The organism is Rubellimicrobium sp. CFH 75288 (assembly GCF_009904055.1).
Lineage (GTDB): Bacteria > Pseudomonadota > Alphaproteobacteria > Rhodobacterales > Rhodobacteraceae > Rubellimicrobium.
Window position 1 is genome coordinate 15765 of the sequence record NZ_WYDP01000017.1, and the last position, 19107, is coordinate 34871.

Consider the following 19107-nt stretch of genomic DNA (forward strand, 5'->3'; position numbering starts at 1 on the left):
GCACGGGTCCGGGGGGTGTTGCGCGACCGAGCTCCGGTGCGCGCGGTGCCCCAAGGTTTCGTTAGGCGATATTATACTTGCGAAACCCAACTTGCCCTAGTATGTTGAGTTGCAAGGAGAACTCGCCATGGCTTCGCATCTGTCCGCCCCCTACTTCCACAACGAAGAAGCGGCGTACGCCTTCGTTGAAGCGCGGCTCTGGCCGAACGGCGCAGTCTGCCCCCACTGCGGCGAGGCCAAGCGCGTAGGCCGGATGGGCGGCAAGGCCACCCGGATCGGAGCCCACAAGTGCTACGCCTGCCGCAAGCAGTTTACCGTCAAGGTCGGGACTGTGTTCGAGTCCAGTCACGTCCCGATGCACCTGTGGCTTCAAGCCTTCTACCTGATCTGCGGATCGAAGAAGGGGATCAGCTCCAACCAGCTTCACCGCATCCTCGGCGTTACCCTCAAGACCGCTTGGTTCATGTCGCACCGCATCCGCGAGGCCATGCGGGATGGCGCCATGTTCGCCTTCGGCTCGGAAGGCGGTGCCGTTGAAGCAGATGAAACCTTCATCGGACGTGAGCCCGGAGAGAAAGGCGTCAAGGCCGCCAAGTCGCGCGGCTTTCACCACAAGATGAAGGTTCTCAGTCTCGTGGACCGCGCGAGCGGGCAAGCGCGTTCGTTCGTCGTGGATCACGTCGATACCGCAACCATCCTGCCCATCGTGCGGGAGAACGTCGCCAAGGAAGCCCGCCTCATGACCGACGAAGGGCGTTGGTATTGGCCCATTGGCCGCGAGTTCGCGGATCACCAGAAGGTGTTCCACAGCCACGACGAATACGTGCGCGGCGAGGCTCACACCAACACCGTTGAGGGGTTCTTCTCCATCTTCAAGCGCGGGATGCGTGGCATCTACCAGCATTGCGGGAAGCAGCACCTTCACCGCTATCTGGCCGAGTTCGATTTCCGCTACAGCAACCGGAAGGCGCTCGGCATTGGGGACAGCGAGCGGGCCGACATCGCCCTGCTCGGGGTGCGCGGGAAGCGCCTTACCTACCAAACGGCTCGTGCGTGATGCCAAGGAAGCAAAAGCAGGAAAGTCAGCAGGAGCAGTCGGAGCGGTTCCGAAAGGCCGTTCAGGAGCTGATCGACGCTGGCGAACTAAGCCCCACCGAGGCTGAAGAAAGGTTTGAGCAGGCAATAGGCCAGATCGGCAAACACAAGACCGATCCATCATCGCCCTGACCTTGCTCGTCGTCGCCAGTTATGGAGCCAAGAATAGTCGCCAGTGTCCGGCGGGTTGTTCGGATTCTCCGAAATCGCCATCCTGCATTCTGAGAGAAACTTCCGAACATCCAGAAAATAGTTCGGATAGGCTTCTGTCAAATCTCGCGCCCTATCGGCCTCCACTAGAACAACATTCTGCTTTGCGCCCAGTCCTTCGCCAGAGTTATAAGCTTGAGCGCCTTCGCTAAATATCGAATAGGGCCTAACAATAACGGTCTTGGTTTCCCTGTCGAAGGATATAAGGAAGTAACCACGGCCCGCCATCGCTTCTTCATTGATGTATTTTATAGCCCCAGCATACCCGTCCAGATGATCGATGGCATGCAGACGCGCTTCCAAGTCTCGTAGTTCTACCAGCCTTGTTGATCTATTCTGATCCAAGGTGGCGCTGATTGGCTCTCCTTCGCGGTGGGCGATCTCCCCTGACATAAGAGCAAAGAACCTCAGCCAGTCAGGATCGCCCAAACCCGCCTTTAGATTTTCGCCTCGCATCAAGCCGACAGCCTCAACGGCGGTGGCCCAGGCATGTTGTAGATTGGTGCGCAACTGCACCTCTACGAAGCTCTTACTCCATTTCTCAAGTCGCCGCTCGCCATTGAACTTGAGGACGATATGCAGCGACCTGTAGCCGTCCCGTTTGGGCCTCTGAATATAATCGTCGGTCCTCACAATACCGTGGCGAGTTTCACCGTCATGGAAGTAGCCGGCAACTCTGTGAACGTCAGCCATCGCTGGCAGGATTGCTCTTACGCCGGCAATATCTTGGATCTGATATAATGTCCGGTTCTTGGCGAACAGTTTACGCCGAATTGACGACATGCGCTTGAGCCGGCCTACCGCAATCCCAGACCCGCCGTCGCGTTGCACCTTGTGGCGCAGCTCGTGCCTGACGCTGACCATGGGGAGCGCGCACGACTCCCGATGGTTGTGAGCAATGTTGAACGCTTCAATGACCTCGGGCGTGAGTCCGTCGGCAGGTATCCTTTCACCAAGGACCCTGCCTGCGCGTTCGATCTGACGCTTTGAGTAGAGAGGCGCTACAAAGGCCATCTCATCAGTCCACAGCGAATCGAGAAGGTGCATCATGCTAGCACCCTCCCTGCCGGGTTTCGCAAGTATAATATTGCCTTTCGTTAACCTTCAGGCTCCATGCTGCGGCCCATGACACAGGACCGCCCCGATTCCGCCCCCCTTGCAGCCCGCCTCCGGCGGGAGGGGCGGGCGCGCCCTCTAGAGGGCGCGGGCCACCGTCTCGCGCTCGAAGATCTCGATCACGTCGCCCTGGCGGATGTCGTCGTAATTGTCGAAGGCCATGCCGCATTCCTGGCCCGACTGGACCTCCTGGACCTGGTCCTTGAAGCGCTGGAGCGTCTTGAGGGTGCCCTCGTGGACCACGACGTTGTCGCGCAGCAGACGCACGCCCGCGGACTTGCGCGCCACCCCTTCGGTGACGAGGCAGCCCGCCACGCGCCCCACGCCCGAGACCTTGAAGACCTCCAGGATGCGGGCATAGCCGATGAACTTCTCGCGCACCTCGTCCTTGAGCAGCCCCGAGGCCGCGGCGCGGATGTCGTCCACCAGGTCGTAGATGATCGAGTAGTAGCGGATCTCCACGCCCTTCTGGCCCGCGGCCGCGCGCGCCGGCGCGTTGGCGCGGACGTTGAAGCCGATCACGGGCGCCTTGGACGCCTCGGCGAGCCCCACATCCGATTCGGTGATCGCGCCCACGCCCGAATGGAGCACGCGCACGCGGACCTCGTCGTTGCCGACCTTCTCGAGCGCCTGCACGATCGCCTCGGCCGAGCCCTGCACGTCCGCCTTGACCACCACGGGCAGTTCGGCCACGTCCTTGTCGGCCCGCGCCCGCGCCATGAGCTGCTCGAGCGTGGTCGCCGCCCCCGCGGCGGCACGGGTCTCGCGCGCCAGACGCTCGCGGTAATCGGCGATCTCGCGCGCCTGCGCCTCGGTCTCCACCACGTCCAGCGTGTCGCCCGCCTCCGGCGTGCCGTTCAGGCCCAGCACCTCCACCGGAACCGAGGGGCCGGCCTCGGTCACGCGCTCGCCGCGGTCGTTGAGCAGGGCGCGCACCTTGCCCCACTTCTCGCCCACCACGAACACGTCCCCCTGCCGCAGCGTGCCGTTCTGCACGAGCACGGTGGCCACGGGCCCGCGGCCGACATCGAGCTTGGCCTCGATCACGGCGCCGCGCGCGGCGCGGTCGGGATTGGCCTTGAGTTCCAGGATCTCGGCCTGCAGCGCGATCGCTTCCAGCAGGTCGTCGAGGCCCTGGCCCGTCTTGGCCGACACCTCCACGTCCTGCACGTCGCCCGACATCTTCTCCACCACGACCTCGTGCTGGAGCAGGTCGGTGCGGACCTTGTTGGGATCGGCATCGGGCTTGTCGATCTTGTTGATCGCGACGATCATCGGCACGCCCGCGGCCTTGGCGTGGCTGATCGCCTCCACCGTCTGGGGCATCACCGCATCGTCGGCGGCGACCACCAGCACCACGATGTCGGTGACCTGCGCGCCGCGCGCGCGCATGGAGGTGAAGGCGGCGTGGCCGGGCGTGTCGAGGAAGGTGAGCACCGCCCCCGAATCGGTCGTCACCTGATAGGCCCCGATATGCTGGGTGATGCCGCCGGCCTCGCCCGCGACGACGTTGGTCTTGCGGATCGCGTCCAGAAGCGAGGTCTTGCCGTGGTCCACATGGCCCATGATCGTGATCACGGGCGGCCGCGGACGCAGGTCCTCGGGGCGGTCCTCGACCGTGTCGATGGCGTGCTCCACGTCGGCGGCCGACACGCGGCTCACGCGGTGGCCGAACTCCTCCACGATCAGCTCGGCCGTGTCGGCGTCGATGGTCTGGTTCTGCGTCGCCATGACGCCCATGCGCATCAGCGCCTTGATGACGTCGGCCACGCGCTCGGCCATCCGCTGCGCAAGCTCGCCCACGGTGATCGCCTCGGGGATCTGGACGTCGCGGACGACCTTCTCGCGCGGCTCCTGGCCCGCGCCCTTCTGGCGCGCGCGCTCCTGCTTGCGGCGCATGGCGGCCAGGCTGCGCTGGCGCCCTTCCGCATCGAGCGCCTGGGCGAGCGTCAGCTTGCCGCCGCGGCGCTCCTCGCCCTCGCGGCCGGGACGGGCGGGACGGGCGGCCTTGTCGAGGTCGCGCCCCATCCGCTCGCGGTCGGTCTTGCGCGGCGAGGGCGAGGGCGCGGCGCCGGCCCGGCGCTCCTCGACCGCCGCCGGCGCGGCGGGCGCGGCCTGCACGGCGGCCTTGCGCGCGGCGATGGCGGCCCGGCGCTCCTCCTCCTCGGCCTTGCGGCGGGCTTCCTCGGCCCGGGCGGCCTCCTCGGCCTCGCGCTGGGCGAGTTCGGCGAGCTTGCGCTGCCGCTCGGCCTCGCGCTCGGCCTCCTCCTGGGCGCGGCGCTGTGCCTCCTCGGCCTCGCGCGCCCGCGCGACGGCGAGCGCCTTCATGCGCCGCTCGAGTTCGGCGTCCGAGATGCCGGCGGGCCTGCGCGCGGGATCGCCCAGGATGGCGGCGGCGCGCGTCGCCGTGCCCGCAGGCGCGGAAGGGGGCGGAGCCGCGACCACGCGCTTGCGGCTCTTGGTCTCCACCACCACGTTCTTGGTCCGCCCGTGGCTGAAGCTCTGCTTCACGCTGCCGGGCCGGGCGCCGGGGGCGCGGAGGCCAAGGGGTTTCTTGTCGCCGGTATCGCTCATCAGGAATATCTGTCCTCAGGGGGCGACGCGCGCGCCGCCGTCCTCTTGCCTCAGGCCGCGGAGTTTCGCGGCCTCCTCTACAACACGCTCGGCCAGGGCGCCAGACGCCACGGCCGCATGGATCACCGCCTCGCGCCCGAAGGCCTGCCCGAGTTCCGCCGCCCGGAGGCAGCCGAACCACCGCGCCCCCTCCGGCGTCCAGAGCTTGGCCTTGCCGCGCTCCGACCCGTCCGCGGCCTGCAGGAGCACCCGCACCCGGGCCCAGGCCCCGCGCCCGCGGCCCTCGCCATGGGCGGCCAGCGCGTCGCGCACCTTCTCGAAGCCGCAGATCGCGACCCCCGCCTTGCGGCCCAGCGAGACCAGTTCGACCACCCGCGCGGCCAGCAGGCGCTCGACCTCGTCGGCCAGACCCTCGGGGACGGTCACGGGCGCGCGCGCGGCCCGCGCGAACGGCCCGCGGGCCGCCTTTTCCAAGATGGGGCGCGACGCGGTCGCATACAGCCCCCGCCCCGGCAGTTTTCCCGTGACGTCGGGGCACAGGACGCCGTCGGGGCCCACCACGAAGCGGACTAGCCCCTCCTTGGGCGCCGTCTCGCCGGTGATGACGCAGCGCCGCTCCGGCCCGTCCCGCTCCGCCCGCGCGCCTCCGCGCCCCATCGCCCGTCAGCTCCCGGCCTGGGCGGCCGGCTCGGCCTCGTCCTCGGCCTGCGCGGCGATCTCGTCCGGATCGACCCAGCCCAGGGCCACGCGCGCCGACATCACCATGTCGCGCGCCTCCTCGATTCCGAGATCGAAGCCCTCGAGGATGCCCTCGTCCTTGACGCGCTTGCCGTCCACCTCGGTCCAGCCACCGGCCAGTTCCCAGTCGGCCAGCGTGGCGAAATCCTCGAGCGTGCGGATGCCCTCGCGCGCCAGCGCCTCGAGCATGGGCGGGGTGAGGCCGGGAAAGCCGATCAGGCTCTCCTCCACGCCCGCGGCGCGCACGCGCTCGAGCGCGGCCGCGCGCTCGGCCTCGATATGGTCGCGGGCGCGCGCCTGCAGCTCCTCGGCCGTGTCCTCGTCCACGCCCTCGATGGCCAGAAGCTCCTCGCGGTCCACATAGGCCACCTCCTCGACGGTGCGGAAGCCTTCGGAGACCAGAAGCTGGGCAAAGAACTCGTCGAGATCGAGCGTGGAGACGAAGAGCTGGGTGCAGCGGTCGAAATCGGCCTGACGGCGCTGGCTGTCCTGCTCCTCGGTCATGATGTCGATCATCAGCCCGGTGAGCTGCGAGGCCAGGCGCACGTTCTGCCCCCGCCGCCCGATGGCGAGCGAAAGCTGGTCCTCCGGCACGACGACCTCGATGCGCTCGGCCTCCTCGTCGAGCACGACCTTGGACACCTCGGCCGGCTGGAGCGCGTTGACGAGGAAGGTCGGCACGTCCTGGTTCCAGGGGATGATGTCGATCTTCTCGCCCCCGAGCTCGCCCACCACCGCCTGCACGCGGCTGCCGCGCATGCCCACGCAGGCGCCCACCGGGTCGATCGAGTTGTCATAGGAGACCACCGCGATCTTGGCGCGGCTGCCGGGATCGCGCGCCACGGCCTTGATCTCGATGACGCCCTCGTAGATCTCGGGCACCTCCATCTTGAACAATTCGGCCATGAATTCGGGCGCCGCGCGGCTGAGGAAGATCTGCGGCCCCTTGGGCTCGCGGCGCACGTCCTTGACATAGGCGCGCACGCGGTCGCCGGGGCGCCAGGCCTCGCGCGGGATGCGGTCGGCGCGGCGCATCACGGCCTCGCCCGCGCCCACATCGACGATGAGGTTGCCGAACTCCTCGCGCTTGACGGTGCCGTTGACGATCGTGCCGACGCGATCCTTGAACTCCTCGTACTGCCGGTCGCGCTCGGCCTCGCGGACCTTCTGGAGGATGACCTGCTTGGCCGATTGCGCGGCGATCCGGCCCAGTTCGACGGGCGGCACCTCGTCCACGATCTCGTCGCCGGGGGCGGGCTCGGCCTCCTGCGCGGCCTCGTCGATCTTGCGGTCGGCCTCCGTGCGGGCGCGCAGCAGGAAGCGCCGTGCGCCTTCCGGGCCCAGGACGGTCACGGCAGGGCGCGCCTGGGCGACGATGAGCCGCGCCTCCTCGGGCGTCACCTGCGCCTGGTAGTTCTCCAGCGCCTCGGGTTCGACCACGCTGCGCACGCGGGTAAAGGTCGCGCGGCCCGTCTTGCGGTCGATGGACACGCGGATGTCCATCTCGGTGCCGTAGCGCGACTTGGCCGCGCGGGCGAGCGACTCCTCCATCGCCTCCACCACGAGGCCGGGGTCGATCATCTTCTCGCGCGCGACCGCCTCGGCGGTCTGCAACAGTTCGAGCTGGTTGGCGGAGGTGATGGCCATCACTGCTTCTCCTCTGGAAGGCCGCCGGAGGGGCCGGGATCCGGCTCGTCCTCCTCGTCGTCGGACAGGGTCTCGACGGCGTCGAATCGGCTGGGATCGATGCGACCGCCATCCCTGGCGGCGCGCAGGCTTTCACGGATCAGATCGTCGGTGAGCACGAGCTTGGCCTCGGCGATCCAGTCGAAGCGCAGCCCGATCGTCACGCGCCCCTCGCCCCCCGGCGCATCGATCTCGATGAGCACCTCGTCGCCCTCGGGACCCGGCTCGAGGCCTCCGAGCGTGCCGCGGAACCGCCGGCGCCCGTCGATGGGCGCCTCCGTCTCGATCTTGGCCTCGAAGCCCGCCCAGCGGGCGAAGTCGGCCGGACGGGTCAGGGGCCGGTCGATCCCCGGCGAGGAGACCTCGAGCGTGTATGCCTCGGCGATCGGGTCCTCCACGTCGAGCACGGCCGACAGCGCCGTGGACAGACGCGCGCAATCCTCCACCTCCATGGTCCCGTCGGGGCGCTGCGCCATGACCTGCAGGGTCTTGCGCTGCCCCCCCATCAGCCTGAGCCGCACGAGTTCCAGCCCCAGCCCCTCGGCCACGGGCGCGGCCAGATCGGCCAGGCGGCGGTCTATGGCGGTTCGGGCGACGAGGTCTGGCATGAAGGCTCCGCGGAAGGGACAGGCCGGAAACGAAAAGACGGGCGCGCGGCCCGTCGGTGGTCTGCCGGTGGACGCCGGGGGTGGAGACCGGCGCGCCGCTGTCAAGGGCGCATATAGGCAAGGCCCCGTGCGGATGCAAGCGTCCCCCGCGTCGAAAGCTCGGGGAGCGCGTGCCCCGTCAGGCCGCGAACCACCACCGCTCGGCCAGCCGCCCGCCGTCGAGCGGCGCCACGCCCGAGACCGGGCCGTGGCCGAGGGCAGGATCGTGCGCGACGCGCAGCGGCAGGTTCAGCGCGACGGACGGCGCCCCATCGCCGCGCAGCCAGCGGCGCAGGGCGGCCCAGGCCTCGGCGCGTTCGCCGGCCCCTCGCGCCTCGCGCAGCCTGCGCCGCAGCGCCCCGAAACCCTCCGGGTCGCGGGCCAGGCGCGGCGCCCAGGGCCCGGCAAGGGCGAGGGCCAGCGTGCCGTCCTCGGTCGCGGACCAGTCGTGCAGGACCGGCCGGCCGCCTGCCGGCGCCGCGGACGGGGCAGGCTCGGGGGCGAGCGCGGCATGGCAGGGCCCGAACGGATCGGCGGCGGCCGCTTCCCCCTCCCAGAGGCGGGGCCAGTCCTCGGCCGTTCCCTCCCCCTCGAGCAGGAGCTGGCGCGGCCCCGCGGCCTCCGCAAGGCCGAGCCCTGCGCGGCGCGCCGCCGCCACGAGCCCCGGTCCGGCGAGGTCGGCGGCGTGGACGGCACCCCTCTCCAGCGCCGCGAGCCGGTCGCGCGCCTCGGGCAGCGCCACGATGTCCACTGCATCGAAGAACCCAGCCGCTCCGTCGCGGCGATGTCCGTCCACGCGCAGCAGGCGCAGGAGGCCCTCCGCCTGCTCGGTCGGACGGTAGAGACCGCTGCCCGTGCCCTCCGCCCGCCCCTCGGGCCAGATCACGAGGCGCGGATCGGCGAGATGGAGAGGCAGGTCGGGATCGGGCTCGCGCAGCACGAGTCGCAGCCCCCCCGCCCCGTCCGGGGCGGTCCGCTCGATCCGCCGCAGGAGCCAGGCCAGGGGAGAGCCGTGCCGGTGCCGCTCCAGCGAGGCGATCGCATCCTGCGGCCGGACGGGCGTGCCGTCGGCGAACCGCGCCTCGGGGTCGAGGAGCAGCCGCCAGTCGCGTCCTGCCCCGTCGGCCTCCCAGGCGACGGCGAGGGCCGGGCGCAGCGCCCCGTCCGCTCCCCATTCGGTCAGGGTCTCGGCCACGCCCCCGCAGGCGAGCGCCAGGCGCGGGCAGGCGCCGCACGTGTCCCAGCCCTCGCGCCCCCGCGGCAGCGGCCCGGCCACGGCGAGGCGCAGAACGCCCCCGCGCCCCCGCGCCTCGAGCGGCACCCCCGACGCCGCGAGGACGCCGGCGAGCACACCGGCGGCCAGAAGGCCCCGCCGGCTCATCCGCCCGTCGAGCCGTCGCAGCGGGGGGACGGGCCGTCGCGCGACAGGCCAGCGCGGCGCCATGGCTCAGCCGCCCGCGCCGGACAGGCCGGGCCGCCCGACCGCGGCGCCGGCCCGCTCGGCGATCCGGTCCGTCGCCCGCACCAGCGCCGCGGTGATCCCCGGCTCGGACAGGGCATGGCCGGCACGCCCGACCATCTCGAGCCGCGCCGCAGGCCAGGCCTGCGCCAGCCGCCAGGCCGAGGCGGGCGGGCAGATCATGTCGTAGCGGCCCTGCACGATCGTGCCGGGGATGCCGGCGATCCGTGCCATGTTGTGCAGGATCGCCTGATCCGGGGCCAGAAAGCCCCCATGGACGAAATAGTGGTTCTCGATGCGGGCGAAGGCCCGGGCGTAATCGGCAGGCGCGTCGAAGGCCACCCCCTCGTTGTCGATGGACGCCAGCGCGTTCTCCCATCCGGCCCAGATGCGGGCATGGCGGATCTCCTCGCGCAGGTCGCCGCAGAACAGCCGCCGGTGATAGGCGGCGATCAGGTCGCCGCGCTCCGGCTCGGGGATGGGGGCCACGAAGCGCTCCCACAGGTCGGGCCAGAAGGCGCCCGCGCCGCCGCCATAGAACCAGTCGAGTTCGGGTCGCGTCATCAGGAACACGCCCCGCAGCACGAGGTGGCGGACGCGGTCGGGATACGACTGCGCATAGAGCAGCGCCAGCGTCGCCCCCCAGGAGCCGCCGAACACGCAGGCCCAGGCCTCGATGCCCAGCCTTGCGCGGATCCGCTCGATATCGGCGACCAGATGCCAGGTCGTGTTGGCCTCCACCGCGGCATGGGGCCGCGAGCGGCCACAGCCGCGCTGGTCGAACAGGACGATCCGGAACGCGGCGGGATCGAAATAGCGCCGCATGGCCGGGCTGCATCCCCCGCCGGGCCCTCCGTGCAGCACGACCACGGGCAGGCCGCGCGGGTTGCCGCATTCCTCCACATGGAGCCTGTGCCCTCCGCCCACATCGAGCATGTGGGTCGCAAAGGGCTCGATGGCCGGGTAGAGGGCCGGATGCGGCGCGAGCCGCGACCGGACGGGGGCGGAGACCTTGTCCATGACAGGCCTATATCATCCCCGGACCGCCCGGGGCGAGGGGGGAGGGATGACGAGCGAGCGAGCAGAAGACCCGGTGCGCGGGGCGGACTCCGCCTCCAGCATCGATGCGGCCGAACTGGCCAAGTTCGAGGCGATGGCGGCCCGGTGGTGGGACCCGGCGGGGCCGATGGCGCCCCTGCATGCGATGAACCCCGTCCGGCTGGACTGGATGCTGCCCTGGCTGCGCAGCCTGGCCGGGGAGGCGCGGCCGGACGCGGACCCGGGTCGTCCGCTCGGCGGCCTGCGGGTGCTCGACGTCGGCTGCGGCGGCGGCCTCGTGGCCGAGCCGCTCGCCCGGCTCGGAGCCGCGGTGACGGGAATCGACCCTTCGGCCGAGGTGATCGCGGCGGCGCGGGCCCATGCCGCCCAGGCGGGCCTCGCCGTGGACTACCAGGCCCGGACCGCCGAGGCGCTGGCCGCCTCGGGCGCGGTCTTCGACGCGGTGCTCGCGCTCGAGGTGGTGGAGCATGTGGAGGACCGGCCGGCCTTCCTCTGCACGCTCGCGGCGCTGGTCCGTCCGGGCGGTCTCGTGCTGCTCTCCACGCTGAACCGCACGGCGCGGTCCTTTGCGCTCGCGGTGGTGGGGGCGGAATGGGTCCTGGGCTGGCTGCCGCGCGGCACGCACGACTGGCGCCGCTTTCCGCGCCCCGAGGAATTGTCCGGCTGGCTTGCCGCGGCGGGTCTGCGCCCGCTCGGGACGACGGGGTTCGTCTTTCACCCGCTGCGGGGTGCCTGGCACCTGTCGGAGGAGGACCTGTCGGTGAACTACGCCATCGCCGCCCGCCGCGACGGCTGAGCCCCCGCTCAGGGCCCCTCGAAGGGGCGGTCGTGGCGCAGCGAGGGCAGGCGCCGGCGCGCCTCGGCCACGGCGCCCGGATCGAGGTCCACGACCCCCACCCCCTCCTCGCGGCCCATGTCGAGCAGCACCTCGCCCCAGGGTCCGACCGCCAGCGAATGGCCATGCGTGCGGCGGCCAGACCCGTGCTCGCCCGTCTGCGCGGCAGCGAGCAGGAAGCTTCCCGTCTCGATGGCACGGGCGCGCAGCAGCACCTCCCAATGGGCCTCGCCCGTGGGGCGGGTAAAGGCCGCAGGCGACAGGATCACCTCCGCCCCGGCCTGCGCCAGCGCGCGGTGGAGGTGGGCAAACCGCAGGTCGTAGCAGATCGTCAGACCCAGCGCGGCCAGGGGCGTGCGCGCCAGGACGGCCCGGCTGCCGGGCCGGAACCCCTCGCTCTCGCGCCAGGTCTCGGCGGGCGAGAGGTCCACGTCGAAGAGGTGGATCTTGTCGTAGCGCGCCGCGATCTCCCCGTCCGGCCCGATCAGGACCGAGCGGTTGGCCAGCCGGGCCTCGCCCGGCAGGCGCAGCGCGAGAGAGCCCGCGGCAATCCAGACGCCGTGGCGCCGAGCCTCCTCGCGCAGGCCGGCGAGGACCGGGTCGGCCCCCTCCTCCTGTGCGCGGGCGAGCAGGACCTCGCGGGGCGCGAGGCAGTTGGTCATCTCGGGTGTGCAGACCAGGCCCGCGCCTCGCGCGGCCGCCTCGGCCAGGAGTGGGCGCAGCCGGGCGAGGTTGGCCGCGGGGTCGTCGCCGGCCGTGAACTGGACCAGCGCCGCGCGCATTCAGCCGGCCAGCAGCGGGTCGAGGCGGCCGCGCGCGTCGAGGTCGTGCAGGTCGTCGCTGCCGCCGACATGGCGGCCGTCGATGAAGATCTGCGGCACCGTCCGCCGCCCGCCGGCGCGCGCGACCATCTCGGCCCGCCGCTCGGGATGGCGGACCACGTCCACCTCCTCGAAGGCCGCGCCCTTGGCGCGCAGCAGCCGCTTGGCGGCATGGCAATAGCCGCAGGTGGGAGAGGTATAGATCTCGATCCGGGGCATGCTCCGCCTCCTGTTGCGGACAAGGGACCTAGGCGCGCGTCCGGCCTGCGTCCAGTGGGCACCCTCACCCGTCCCGTCCCGCGCGCGCGAGCACGAGCACGCGCACATCGGCTGCCCCTGCCGCCCGGAGGGCCCTCGCGCAGGCGCCGAGCGTGGCCCCCGTGGTCAGCACGTCGTCCACGAGGATGGCCGTACAGCCCTCGACGCCGCCGGCGCGACGGGGATGGGGGCGGATGGCTCCCTCTAGGGCAGCCAGGCGGCCTGCCCGGCCACCCGCCCCCTGGGGCGCCGTCCGCCTCGTCCGGCAGAGGGCATCCACCCGGACCGGCAGGTCGAGCACCCGCGCGACGCCCGCGGCCAGATGCTGGGCCTGGTTGTAGCGCCGGGCCAGAAGGCGCGTCCAGTGAAGCGGCACGGGCACCAGGACGGGTCGGCGTACCCCTGCGAGCAGCGGGGCCGCGACCGCCGCCATCCAGCCGCCGAGAGCCGGAGCGAGATCCGTCCGGTCGCCGTGCTTGAGAGCGAGGACGAGCGCGCGGCCCGTCCCCCCATAGGCCAGTGCGGCGCGCCCGCGCGACCAGGGGGGAGGCTGGCGCAGGCAGTCGTCGCACTGCACCTCCCCGTCGTCCCGCCCGGGCAGGGCCGCCCCGCAGAGGTCGCAGACGAGCACGCCCTGCAGGAACCCCGCGTCGCGCCAGCAGGGCGGGCAGAGGCCCGCCTCGCTCTCGGCAAGGTCGCCGCAGGCCAGACAGGCGGGCGGATAGAGGAGGCGGCGCAGCCGGGCCGCGCCCTCCCGCAGCCGGAGGCGCGATCCCTTCGCGCGCAACCCTTCTGCATTCCGTGCGTCCACCTGACCGCTTTCCATCCTCCACCCCCTCTCCTACATGGCGCGGCATGGCCCGCCTGACCGATCCGCCAGCTCTCCGCCGCCTGCGCGCGCGCCGATGCGCTGTTCTTGCGGGAAGCGGTCGCCGCCGAGGTGGAGGATAGGCTCCGGGAGGTTAACAGACGGTTTACGGCCCCCGCGATCGTGACGCCGTTTCCGGCCCCCTGGCGCACCATCCTGCCGGGCGCCTGCACCGTTCCCGACGAGGCGGTGCTCGCGCTGGAGCCCGGCGCGCACGACCTCGTGGTGCACGACCTCTGCCTGCACTGGGCCGAGGACCCGGTGGGTCAGATCGTCCAGTGCGCGCGCGCCCTGCGCCCCGACGGGCTGTTTCTGGGTACCGCCTTCGGCGGCCGCACCCTGGCCGAGCTGCGCGGGGCGCTCGCCGAGGCCGAGGCGGAGGCCACGGGCGGGCTCAGCCCGCGCGTGCTGCCCATGGCGGACCTGCGCGACTGGGGCGACCTGCTGGGCCGTGCGGGCCTCGCGCTGCCGGTGGCGGATGCGCAGACCCTCTCGGTGAGCTACCCCGACGCGCTCGCGCTGATGCGGGACCTGCGCCGGATGGGAGAGGGCAATGCGCTGGCCGGCCGGTTGCGCCGCTTCACGCGGCGTGCGGTGATCGCGGGTGCGGCCGCACGCTATCCGGTCGAGCCCGACGGGCGCGTGCTCGCGCGCTTCGAGGTCGTCACGCTGACCGCCTGGGCCCCCGCCCCCGGACAGCCCCGCCCCTTGCGGCCCGGATCGGCCGCGAAGCGCCTCGCCGAGGCGCTGGAGAACGCCCGCCAAGGGGTCTCAGCCCCCGGCCAGCCGCACGGAGAGCTTCCATGAACGCCCCCTATCCTGCCGCCGGCGAGGCGGCCCGCCCCGCCCATGCCCCCGACGATCACCCCCGCCTGCCGCCGGCCCGCACGGGCGTGCTGCTGGCCAATCTCGGCACGCCGGACGCGACCAATTACTGGTCCATGCGCCGCTATCTCAACGAGTTCCTGTCCGATCGGCGCGTGATCGACTATCCGGCCTGGAAGTGGCAGCCGATCCTTCAGGGGATCATCCTGACCAAGCGGCCGTTCACCTCGGGGGCGAACTACCGTAAGATCTGGGACACCGAGCGCAACGAGAGCCCCCTTCTGACGATCACCCGGGCGCAAACGGAGGGCCTGCGCGAGCGTCTCGTCGCGCGGTTCGGCGATCGGGTCCGGGTCGAGTTCTGCATGCGATACGGCAATCCCGCGACGGCGGACGTGCTGCGCCGGATGCTGGCCGAGGGCTGCCGGCGGGTCCTGTTCTTTCCGCTCTATCCGCAATATGCGGGCGCGACCACGGCCACGGCCTGCGACCAGCTCTTTCGCGCGCTGATGCGCGAGCCCTGGCAGCCCCCCGTGCGGGTGGTCGAGGCCTATGGAGACGATCCGGCCTTCATCGCCGCGCTGGCTGCGTCGGTTCGGCGCGGCTGGGCCGAGGCGGCGGAGGCCTTCGGGGCCGAGCCCGAGCGCCTGGTCGTCTCCTATCACGGGATGCCCGAGCGGTATCTCACACAAGGGGGCGACCCCTATCATTGCCAGTGCCGCAAGACCTCGCGGCTCCTGCGCGAGGCGCTGGGCTGGCCCGAGGGGCGGATGGTCACGACCTTCCAGAGCCGGTTCGGGCGCGAGGAATGGCTCAAGCCCTACACGGCCGAGGAGGTGGCGCGGCTGGCGCGGGAGGAAGGGGTGCGGCGGATCGCGGTCGTGGCGCCCGCCTTTGCCGCCGATTGCGTGGAAACGCTGGAGGAGATCCGCGGGGAGGTGGCCGAGAGCTTCGAGGAGGCGGGCGGCCACGGGTTCCACTACATCCCCTGCCTCAACGACGACCCCGCCCATCTCGATGCGCTGGAAGGAATCATCCTGCGCAATCTCGGCGGCTGGCTGTGACGTTTCACGTGAAACGTCAGGCGGCCACGTCCTCGGCCGCCCGGCGCAGGCTGGCGATGTTGGCGCCCCAGCGCTCCTGAGGGCCGGCGAACACGGCCGAGCCGGCCACGAGCACCTCGGCGCCCGCCGCGGCCAGGCTGCGGGCGGTCTCGGCCGAGACGCCCCCATCCGCCATGACGGGAATGCCGCGCGGGCGGCAGAGGGCGGCGGCGGCTCGGATCTTGGCGGCGGCCGAGGGGATCAGCGACTGCCCCCCGAAGCCCGGATTGACGGTCATCACGCAGAGCAGGTCCACATCGTCGAGCAGCCAGGGCAGCGCGTCGAGTCCCGTGCCGGGATTGATCGCGAGGCCCGCCCGCACCCCGGCCGCCCGGATCGCCCGGAGGTTGCGGTGCACGTGAGGGCCCGCCTCGGCATGGACGGTGACGATGTCGGCGCCCGCCTCGAGAAAGGCGGGCAGCAGGGGCTCCACCGGCGCGATCATCAGGTGGACGTCCATGGTCCCGCGGATGTGGGGCCTGAGCGCCCGCACCATCGGCGGCCCGAAGGTGAGGTTGGGGACAAAGTGGCCGTCCATGACGTCCACATGGACCCAGTCCACCCCTGCCTCGCCCAGGGCCCGGCAGGCCGAGCCCAGGGCCGCGAAATCCGCCGCGAGGATGGACGGCGCGATGGTGACGGCCATGGACCCCCTGCCCCTTGCCGGTGTCAGATCAGCCGGACCTGCGTTCCCACCTGGGCCAGGCCGAACAGCTCCTCGATATGCTCGTTGTAGAGGCCGATGCAGCCGTTCGACGAGCGCCGGCCGATCTTGCGCGTGTCGTGCGTGCCGTGGATGCGGTAGTACTGCCACGAGAGATAGAGCGCATAGGGTCCGAGCGGGTTCATCGGATCGCCCCCGGCGACGAATTCGGGCCATTCGGGATTGCGCTGGCGCATGGAGGGCGTGGGCCGCCACGGGGGCGCCACCACCTTCTGCGTCACCTCCGTGACCCCCAGCCGCGTGAGGTCGTCCGTCAGCGGCACCGAGGTCGGATAGAGGCGGTAGATCGACTCGTCCTCGCTCCAGAAGTGGAGCGCGCGGGACTGGATGTCGCACAGGATCGCGCCGCGGTTCAGGTTGGGGAAATAGGGCCTCCAGTCCAGCGAACGGAAGCTCGAGATGTTGTGGCGGCTCGACTGCGAGACGGGGGTTTCCCACTCGGTCGAATTCGCCTGCTGCGCCAGGGCCGGCGCGGCCATGGCCGCCCCCATCGCCGCCACCCCCGCCCCCAGGATGCGCCGGCGGCTCCAGCTCGAATCGTTCGCCATGCGTGTGGCCTCCTGCTCCTCTGTCCGTGATCGTTCCGTTACAGGGCGCGATCGGGGGGCTCAATTCAAGCTCTCGTCAGATGCGCAAGCGGCCGCCGGAGAGGGTTTGAAACGACACGCCCGCCCCGGTAAGGAGGCCGGCGAACACGGGACGCTCACGGAGGCGCGGGATGGACAGGCGGGCGGCTTTGGCAGGACTGGCATCGGCGGCGCTTCTGGGAGCCTGCGCGCCGCGCCAGGCGGCGCGTCCGCTCGTGGGTGCCGACGGCCTGCCCCTGCCGACGCTGTGGCGCATCACCGAAGCCGATGCGCAGGCCATTCCCTTCCGCATGCAGGAAGGGCTCAACACCCTGCGCCGCGCCGCAGGGGCCGGCCCGGTGGAACTCGACCCCGCGCTGACGGCGGCGGCGGCGACCCACAGCCGCGACATGGCGGTGCAGAACCGCCCGTGGCATTTCGGCTCGGACGGGTCCTCGCCGCTCGACCGGCTGCGGCGCGTGGGCTATCGGGGCGGGCTGGTCGGCGAGGTGATCTCGGAAACCTACGAGGACGACACGACCACGCTGGCGGCCTGGGCACGCGATCCCGTCACGCGCGACGTGATCCTCGACCGCCGGGCTACGCGGATGGGCGTGGCCTGGCTGCAGGAGGAATCGGGCAAGATCTGGTGGACGATGGTCCTCGGCAACTGATCCCCCGGACGGGGGAGGCGCTTGCCTCCCCTCAGGGGAAGATGTGGATCGGCGTGCCGTCCCGGACCATGGCGTAGATCTCCTCCATCTCCGGGTTGGTGACGGCGATGCAGCCGGCCGTCCAGTCGCGGCCCCATTCGTCGCGCCCGGCCTGACCGTTGGGCAGGCCGTGGATGAAGATGTTGCCGCCCGGATCGACACCCAGCGCCTCGGCCCGGGCCCGGTCCTCGGCATTGGGATAGGAGATGCCGAGCGACAGGTGATAGGCCGAGTTGGGGTTGCGCCGGTCGATCCAGTAGGACCCTTCGGGGGTCTTGCCGTCGCCTTCCATCACCTTGTGGCCGATCGGATCGCCCCCAAGACGGATCGGAAAGGTGCGGATGGCGCGATCGTGATGCATCAGGTGCATCCGGCGGGCGGACTTGTAGACGAGCACGCTCGTCACCTGGGGTCCGCGATAGGAGCGGAACTTGGACTGGGGCGCGCAGGCCCCCAGGGTGGTCAACGCGGCCGCCCCGGCGGCCAGAAGGAATCGCCTGCTGAGAATCACTGTGCCCGTCCCGGTCTTGCGCCGTTTCCGCGCCCGACGGTAGCGGCCGGCGCTCGCAAAGGCGAGAGAAAAGCGCGAGCCCTCCGTCAGGGCAGGCGGAAGCGTGTCACCAGTTCCACATGCGGCGACCAGCGGAACTGGTCCACCACCAGGATGGGGTCCATGGCATAGCCTGCCCCGGCCAGCTGGCGCGCGTCGCGGGCAAAGCTTGCCGGATGGCAGGAGACATAGGCCAGAACCGGCACGCGCGCCGCCGCCAGCGCGGCGACCTGCGCGGCCGCCCCGGCCCGCGGCGGGTCGAGAACGGCCGCGTCGAAGCGCGCGAGCTCCGGCCCCTCGAGCGGCCGGCGGAACAGGTCGCGCGCCTCGGCCGACAGGCGGCGCAGCCCCCCGGCCCCACGCCAGCCCGCCAGCAGCGCCGCCACCATGGCGCGGTCGCCCTCGGCGGCGTGGACCTCGGCCGCCTCGGCCAGGGGCAGGGCAAAGGTGCCGCAGCCCGCGAACAGGTCGAGGATGCGCCGCGCGCCGGCCGTGGCGGCGCGGACCGCCGCCACCAGCGCTGCCTCGCCCTCGCGCGTGGGCTGGAGAAAGGCGCCGGGGGGCGGCACGACCCGGGCGCGACCCATCGGCTGCCAGGGGGGCGCGGCCTGCGCCACCGGCTCGGCGCCCCAGGTCAGGCGCGCGACACCGGCGGAAGCGGCCCAGGCGGCGGCCTCGGCGCGCAGGGCGGCGTCGAGGGGACGGGCCTCCTCCACCAGCACGTCCGCCCCGGCGGGCGAGGCCGTGACCGTCAGCGCGACCGCGCGCCCGCGCGGCGCGGCCAGAGCCACCAGATCGAGAAGCGCCGGACGCAGCGTCATCAGCGCCGGATCGAGGACGAGGCAGCCGGGATTGTCCACGATCGCCTCCGAGGCGCGGGCGTGAAAGCCCAAGGTGGCGCCCCCCTTTCTCAACCGCCGGCCGGCGAGACGGGCGCGTCGGCGCGAGCGCGGGGGCGAGGTCAGCACGTCCGCGATCTCGGCGGCAAGACCCTGCGCGGAGAGGGCCTCGCGCACGATGCCGGCCTTCCACGCGGCCACGCCCTCGTCGCGCAGGTGCTGGACGGCGCAGGCGCCGCAGGAGCCGAAATGGGGGCAGGGGGCGGCGACGCGGTCGGGGGACGGCTGCAGGATGCGCCAGGTGCCGTCGGGGCGGGGCGCGACGGTCTCGCCCGGCAGGGTGCGGGGGACGAGCGTGCCGTCCGCCAGCCGGCCCATGCCGTGATGGGTCAGGGTCTCGACCCGGGTGCCCGTCCCCGCG

General features: G+C 71.8%; 19 protein-coding genes. 5 read left to right on the forward strand and 14 right to left on the reverse strand.

What is annotated here, in order from left to right; translation table 11 throughout:
• Positions 1-127 precede the first annotated feature (127 nt).
• On the forward strand, positions 128-1057 hold the full coding sequence (locus GT358_RS12955; protein WP_166583057.1) for an IS1595 family transposase: 930 nt from the start codon (positions 128-130) through the stop codon (positions 1055-1057).
• A gap of 158 nt (positions 1058-1215) precedes the next feature.
• On the opposite strand, the gene GT358_RS12960 is transcribed toward GT358_RS12955, so the two are convergent.
• The 7 genes from GT358_RS12960 to pip form a co-directional block, all read right to left on the reverse strand.
• Complete coding sequence (locus GT358_RS12960) at positions 1216-2355, reverse strand: hypothetical protein (protein ID WP_166583058.1); 1140 nt, start codon at positions 2353-2355, stop codon at positions 1216-1218.
• Between the two features lie 144 nt (positions 2356-2499).
• Positions 2500-4995: a translation initiation factor IF-2 gene (gene infB, locus GT358_RS12965; RefSeq protein WP_166583059.1), complete on the reverse strand. Its 2496-nt coding sequence runs from the start codon at positions 4993-4995 to the stop codon at positions 2500-2502.
• 15 nt (positions 4996-5010) lie between these two features.
• Positions 5011-5652 carry an RNA-binding protein gene (locus GT358_RS12970; RefSeq protein WP_166583060.1) on the reverse strand — a complete coding sequence of 214 codons (642 nt, stop codon included), beginning with the start codon at positions 5650-5652 and terminating at the stop codon, positions 5011-5013.
• 6 nt (positions 5653-5658) lie between these two features.
• Positions 5659-7380 carry a transcription termination factor NusA gene (nusA, locus tag GT358_RS12975; protein WP_166583061.1) on the reverse strand — a complete coding sequence of 574 codons (1722 nt, stop codon included), beginning with the start codon at positions 7378-7380 and terminating at the stop codon, positions 5659-5661.
• The gene (gene rimP / locus GT358_RS12980) at positions 7380-8027 is read right to left on the reverse strand and encodes a ribosome maturation factor RimP (RefSeq protein ID WP_166583062.1); all 648 of its coding nucleotides are present in this window, start codon (positions 8025-8027) and stop codon (positions 7380-7382) included. The genes nusA and rimP overlap by 1 nt, the downstream gene beginning before the upstream one ends.
• A gap of 178 nt (positions 8028-8205) precedes the next feature.
• On the reverse strand, positions 8206-9510 hold the full coding sequence (locus GT358_RS12985) for an ABC transporter substrate-binding protein (RefSeq protein WP_166583063.1): 1305 nt from the start codon (positions 9508-9510) through the stop codon (positions 8206-8208).
• Positions 9511-9513: 3 nt separating this feature from the next.
• Positions 9514-10545 (reverse strand): prolyl aminopeptidase, encoded by a 1032-nt coding sequence (gene pip / locus GT358_RS12990; protein ID WP_166583064.1) that lies wholly within the window; start codon positions 10543-10545, stop codon positions 9514-9516.
• Between the two features lie 46 nt (positions 10546-10591).
• Here pip and ubiG point away from each other — a divergent pair, with 46 nt between their 5' ends.
• Positions 10592-11380, forward strand: a complete 789-nt coding sequence (gene ubiG / locus GT358_RS12995) for a bifunctional 2-polyprenyl-6-hydroxyphenol methylase/3-demethylubiquinol 3-O-methyltransferase UbiG (protein ID WP_166583065.1) — start codon at positions 10592-10594, stop codon at positions 11378-11380.
• Between the two features lie 8 nt (positions 11381-11388).
• Here the strand turns inward: ubiG and GT358_RS13000 are convergent, their stop codons facing one another.
• The 3 genes from GT358_RS13000 to GT358_RS13010 all read right to left on the reverse strand — a co-directional run bounded on the left by GT358_RS13000 (position 11389) and on the right by GT358_RS13010 (position 13285).
• Positions 11389-12201, reverse strand: a complete 813-nt coding sequence (locus GT358_RS13000; RefSeq protein WP_166583066.1) for a carbon-nitrogen hydrolase family protein — start codon at positions 12199-12201, stop codon at positions 11389-11391.
• On the reverse strand, positions 12202-12459 hold the full coding sequence (gene grxC / locus GT358_RS13005) for a glutaredoxin 3 (protein WP_166583067.1): 258 nt from the start codon (positions 12457-12459) through the stop codon (positions 12202-12204). It lies immediately after the preceding gene.
• A gap of 64 nt (positions 12460-12523) precedes the next feature.
• Positions 12524-13285 (reverse strand): ComF family protein, encoded by a 762-nt coding sequence (locus tag GT358_RS13010; RefSeq protein WP_243730883.1) that lies wholly within the window; start codon positions 13283-13285, stop codon positions 12524-12526.
• 84 nt (positions 13286-13369) lie between these two features.
• Between GT358_RS13010 and GT358_RS13015 the strand changes: the two genes are divergently transcribed.
• Together GT358_RS13015 and hemH are read left to right on the forward strand one after the other, a co-directional pair.
• Positions 13370-14173, forward strand: a complete 804-nt coding sequence (locus tag GT358_RS13015; protein WP_166583130.1) for an SAM-dependent methyltransferase — start codon at positions 13370-13372, stop codon at positions 14171-14173.
• Complete coding sequence (gene hemH, locus GT358_RS13020; protein ID WP_166583069.1) at positions 14170-15255, forward strand: ferrochelatase; 1086 nt, start codon at positions 14170-14172, stop codon at positions 15253-15255. The genes GT358_RS13015 and hemH overlap by 4 nt, the downstream gene beginning before the upstream one ends.
• A gap of 16 nt (positions 15256-15271) precedes the next feature.
• On the opposite strand, the gene rpe is transcribed toward hemH, so the two are convergent.
• Positions 15272-15940: a ribulose-phosphate 3-epimerase gene (gene rpe, locus GT358_RS13025; protein ID WP_166583070.1), complete on the reverse strand. Its 669-nt coding sequence runs from the start codon at positions 15938-15940 to the stop codon at positions 15272-15274.
• 23 nt (positions 15941-15963) lie between these two features.
• Positions 15964-16566: a L,D-transpeptidase gene (locus GT358_RS13030; protein WP_166583071.1), complete on the reverse strand. Its 603-nt coding sequence runs from the start codon at positions 16564-16566 to the stop codon at positions 15964-15966.
• Between the two features lie 170 nt (positions 16567-16736).
• Between GT358_RS13030 and GT358_RS13035 the strand changes: the two genes are divergently transcribed.
• A complete protein-coding gene (locus tag GT358_RS13035; RefSeq protein WP_166583072.1) occupies positions 16737-17258 on the forward strand; it encodes a CAP domain-containing protein in 522 nt (173 codons plus the stop codon).
• Between the two features lie 31 nt (positions 17259-17289).
• On the opposite strand, the gene GT358_RS13040 is transcribed toward GT358_RS13035, so the two are convergent.
• The gene (locus tag GT358_RS13040) at positions 17290-17808 is read right to left on the reverse strand and encodes a L,D-transpeptidase family protein (RefSeq protein ID WP_166583073.1); all 519 of its coding nucleotides are present in this window, start codon (positions 17806-17808) and stop codon (positions 17290-17292) included.
• Between the two features lie 86 nt (positions 17809-17894).
• A complete protein-coding gene (locus tag GT358_RS13045) occupies positions 17895-19064 on the reverse strand; it encodes a class I SAM-dependent RNA methyltransferase (protein ID WP_166583131.1) in 1170 nt (389 codons plus the stop codon).
• Positions 19065-19107 lie beyond the last annotated feature (43 nt).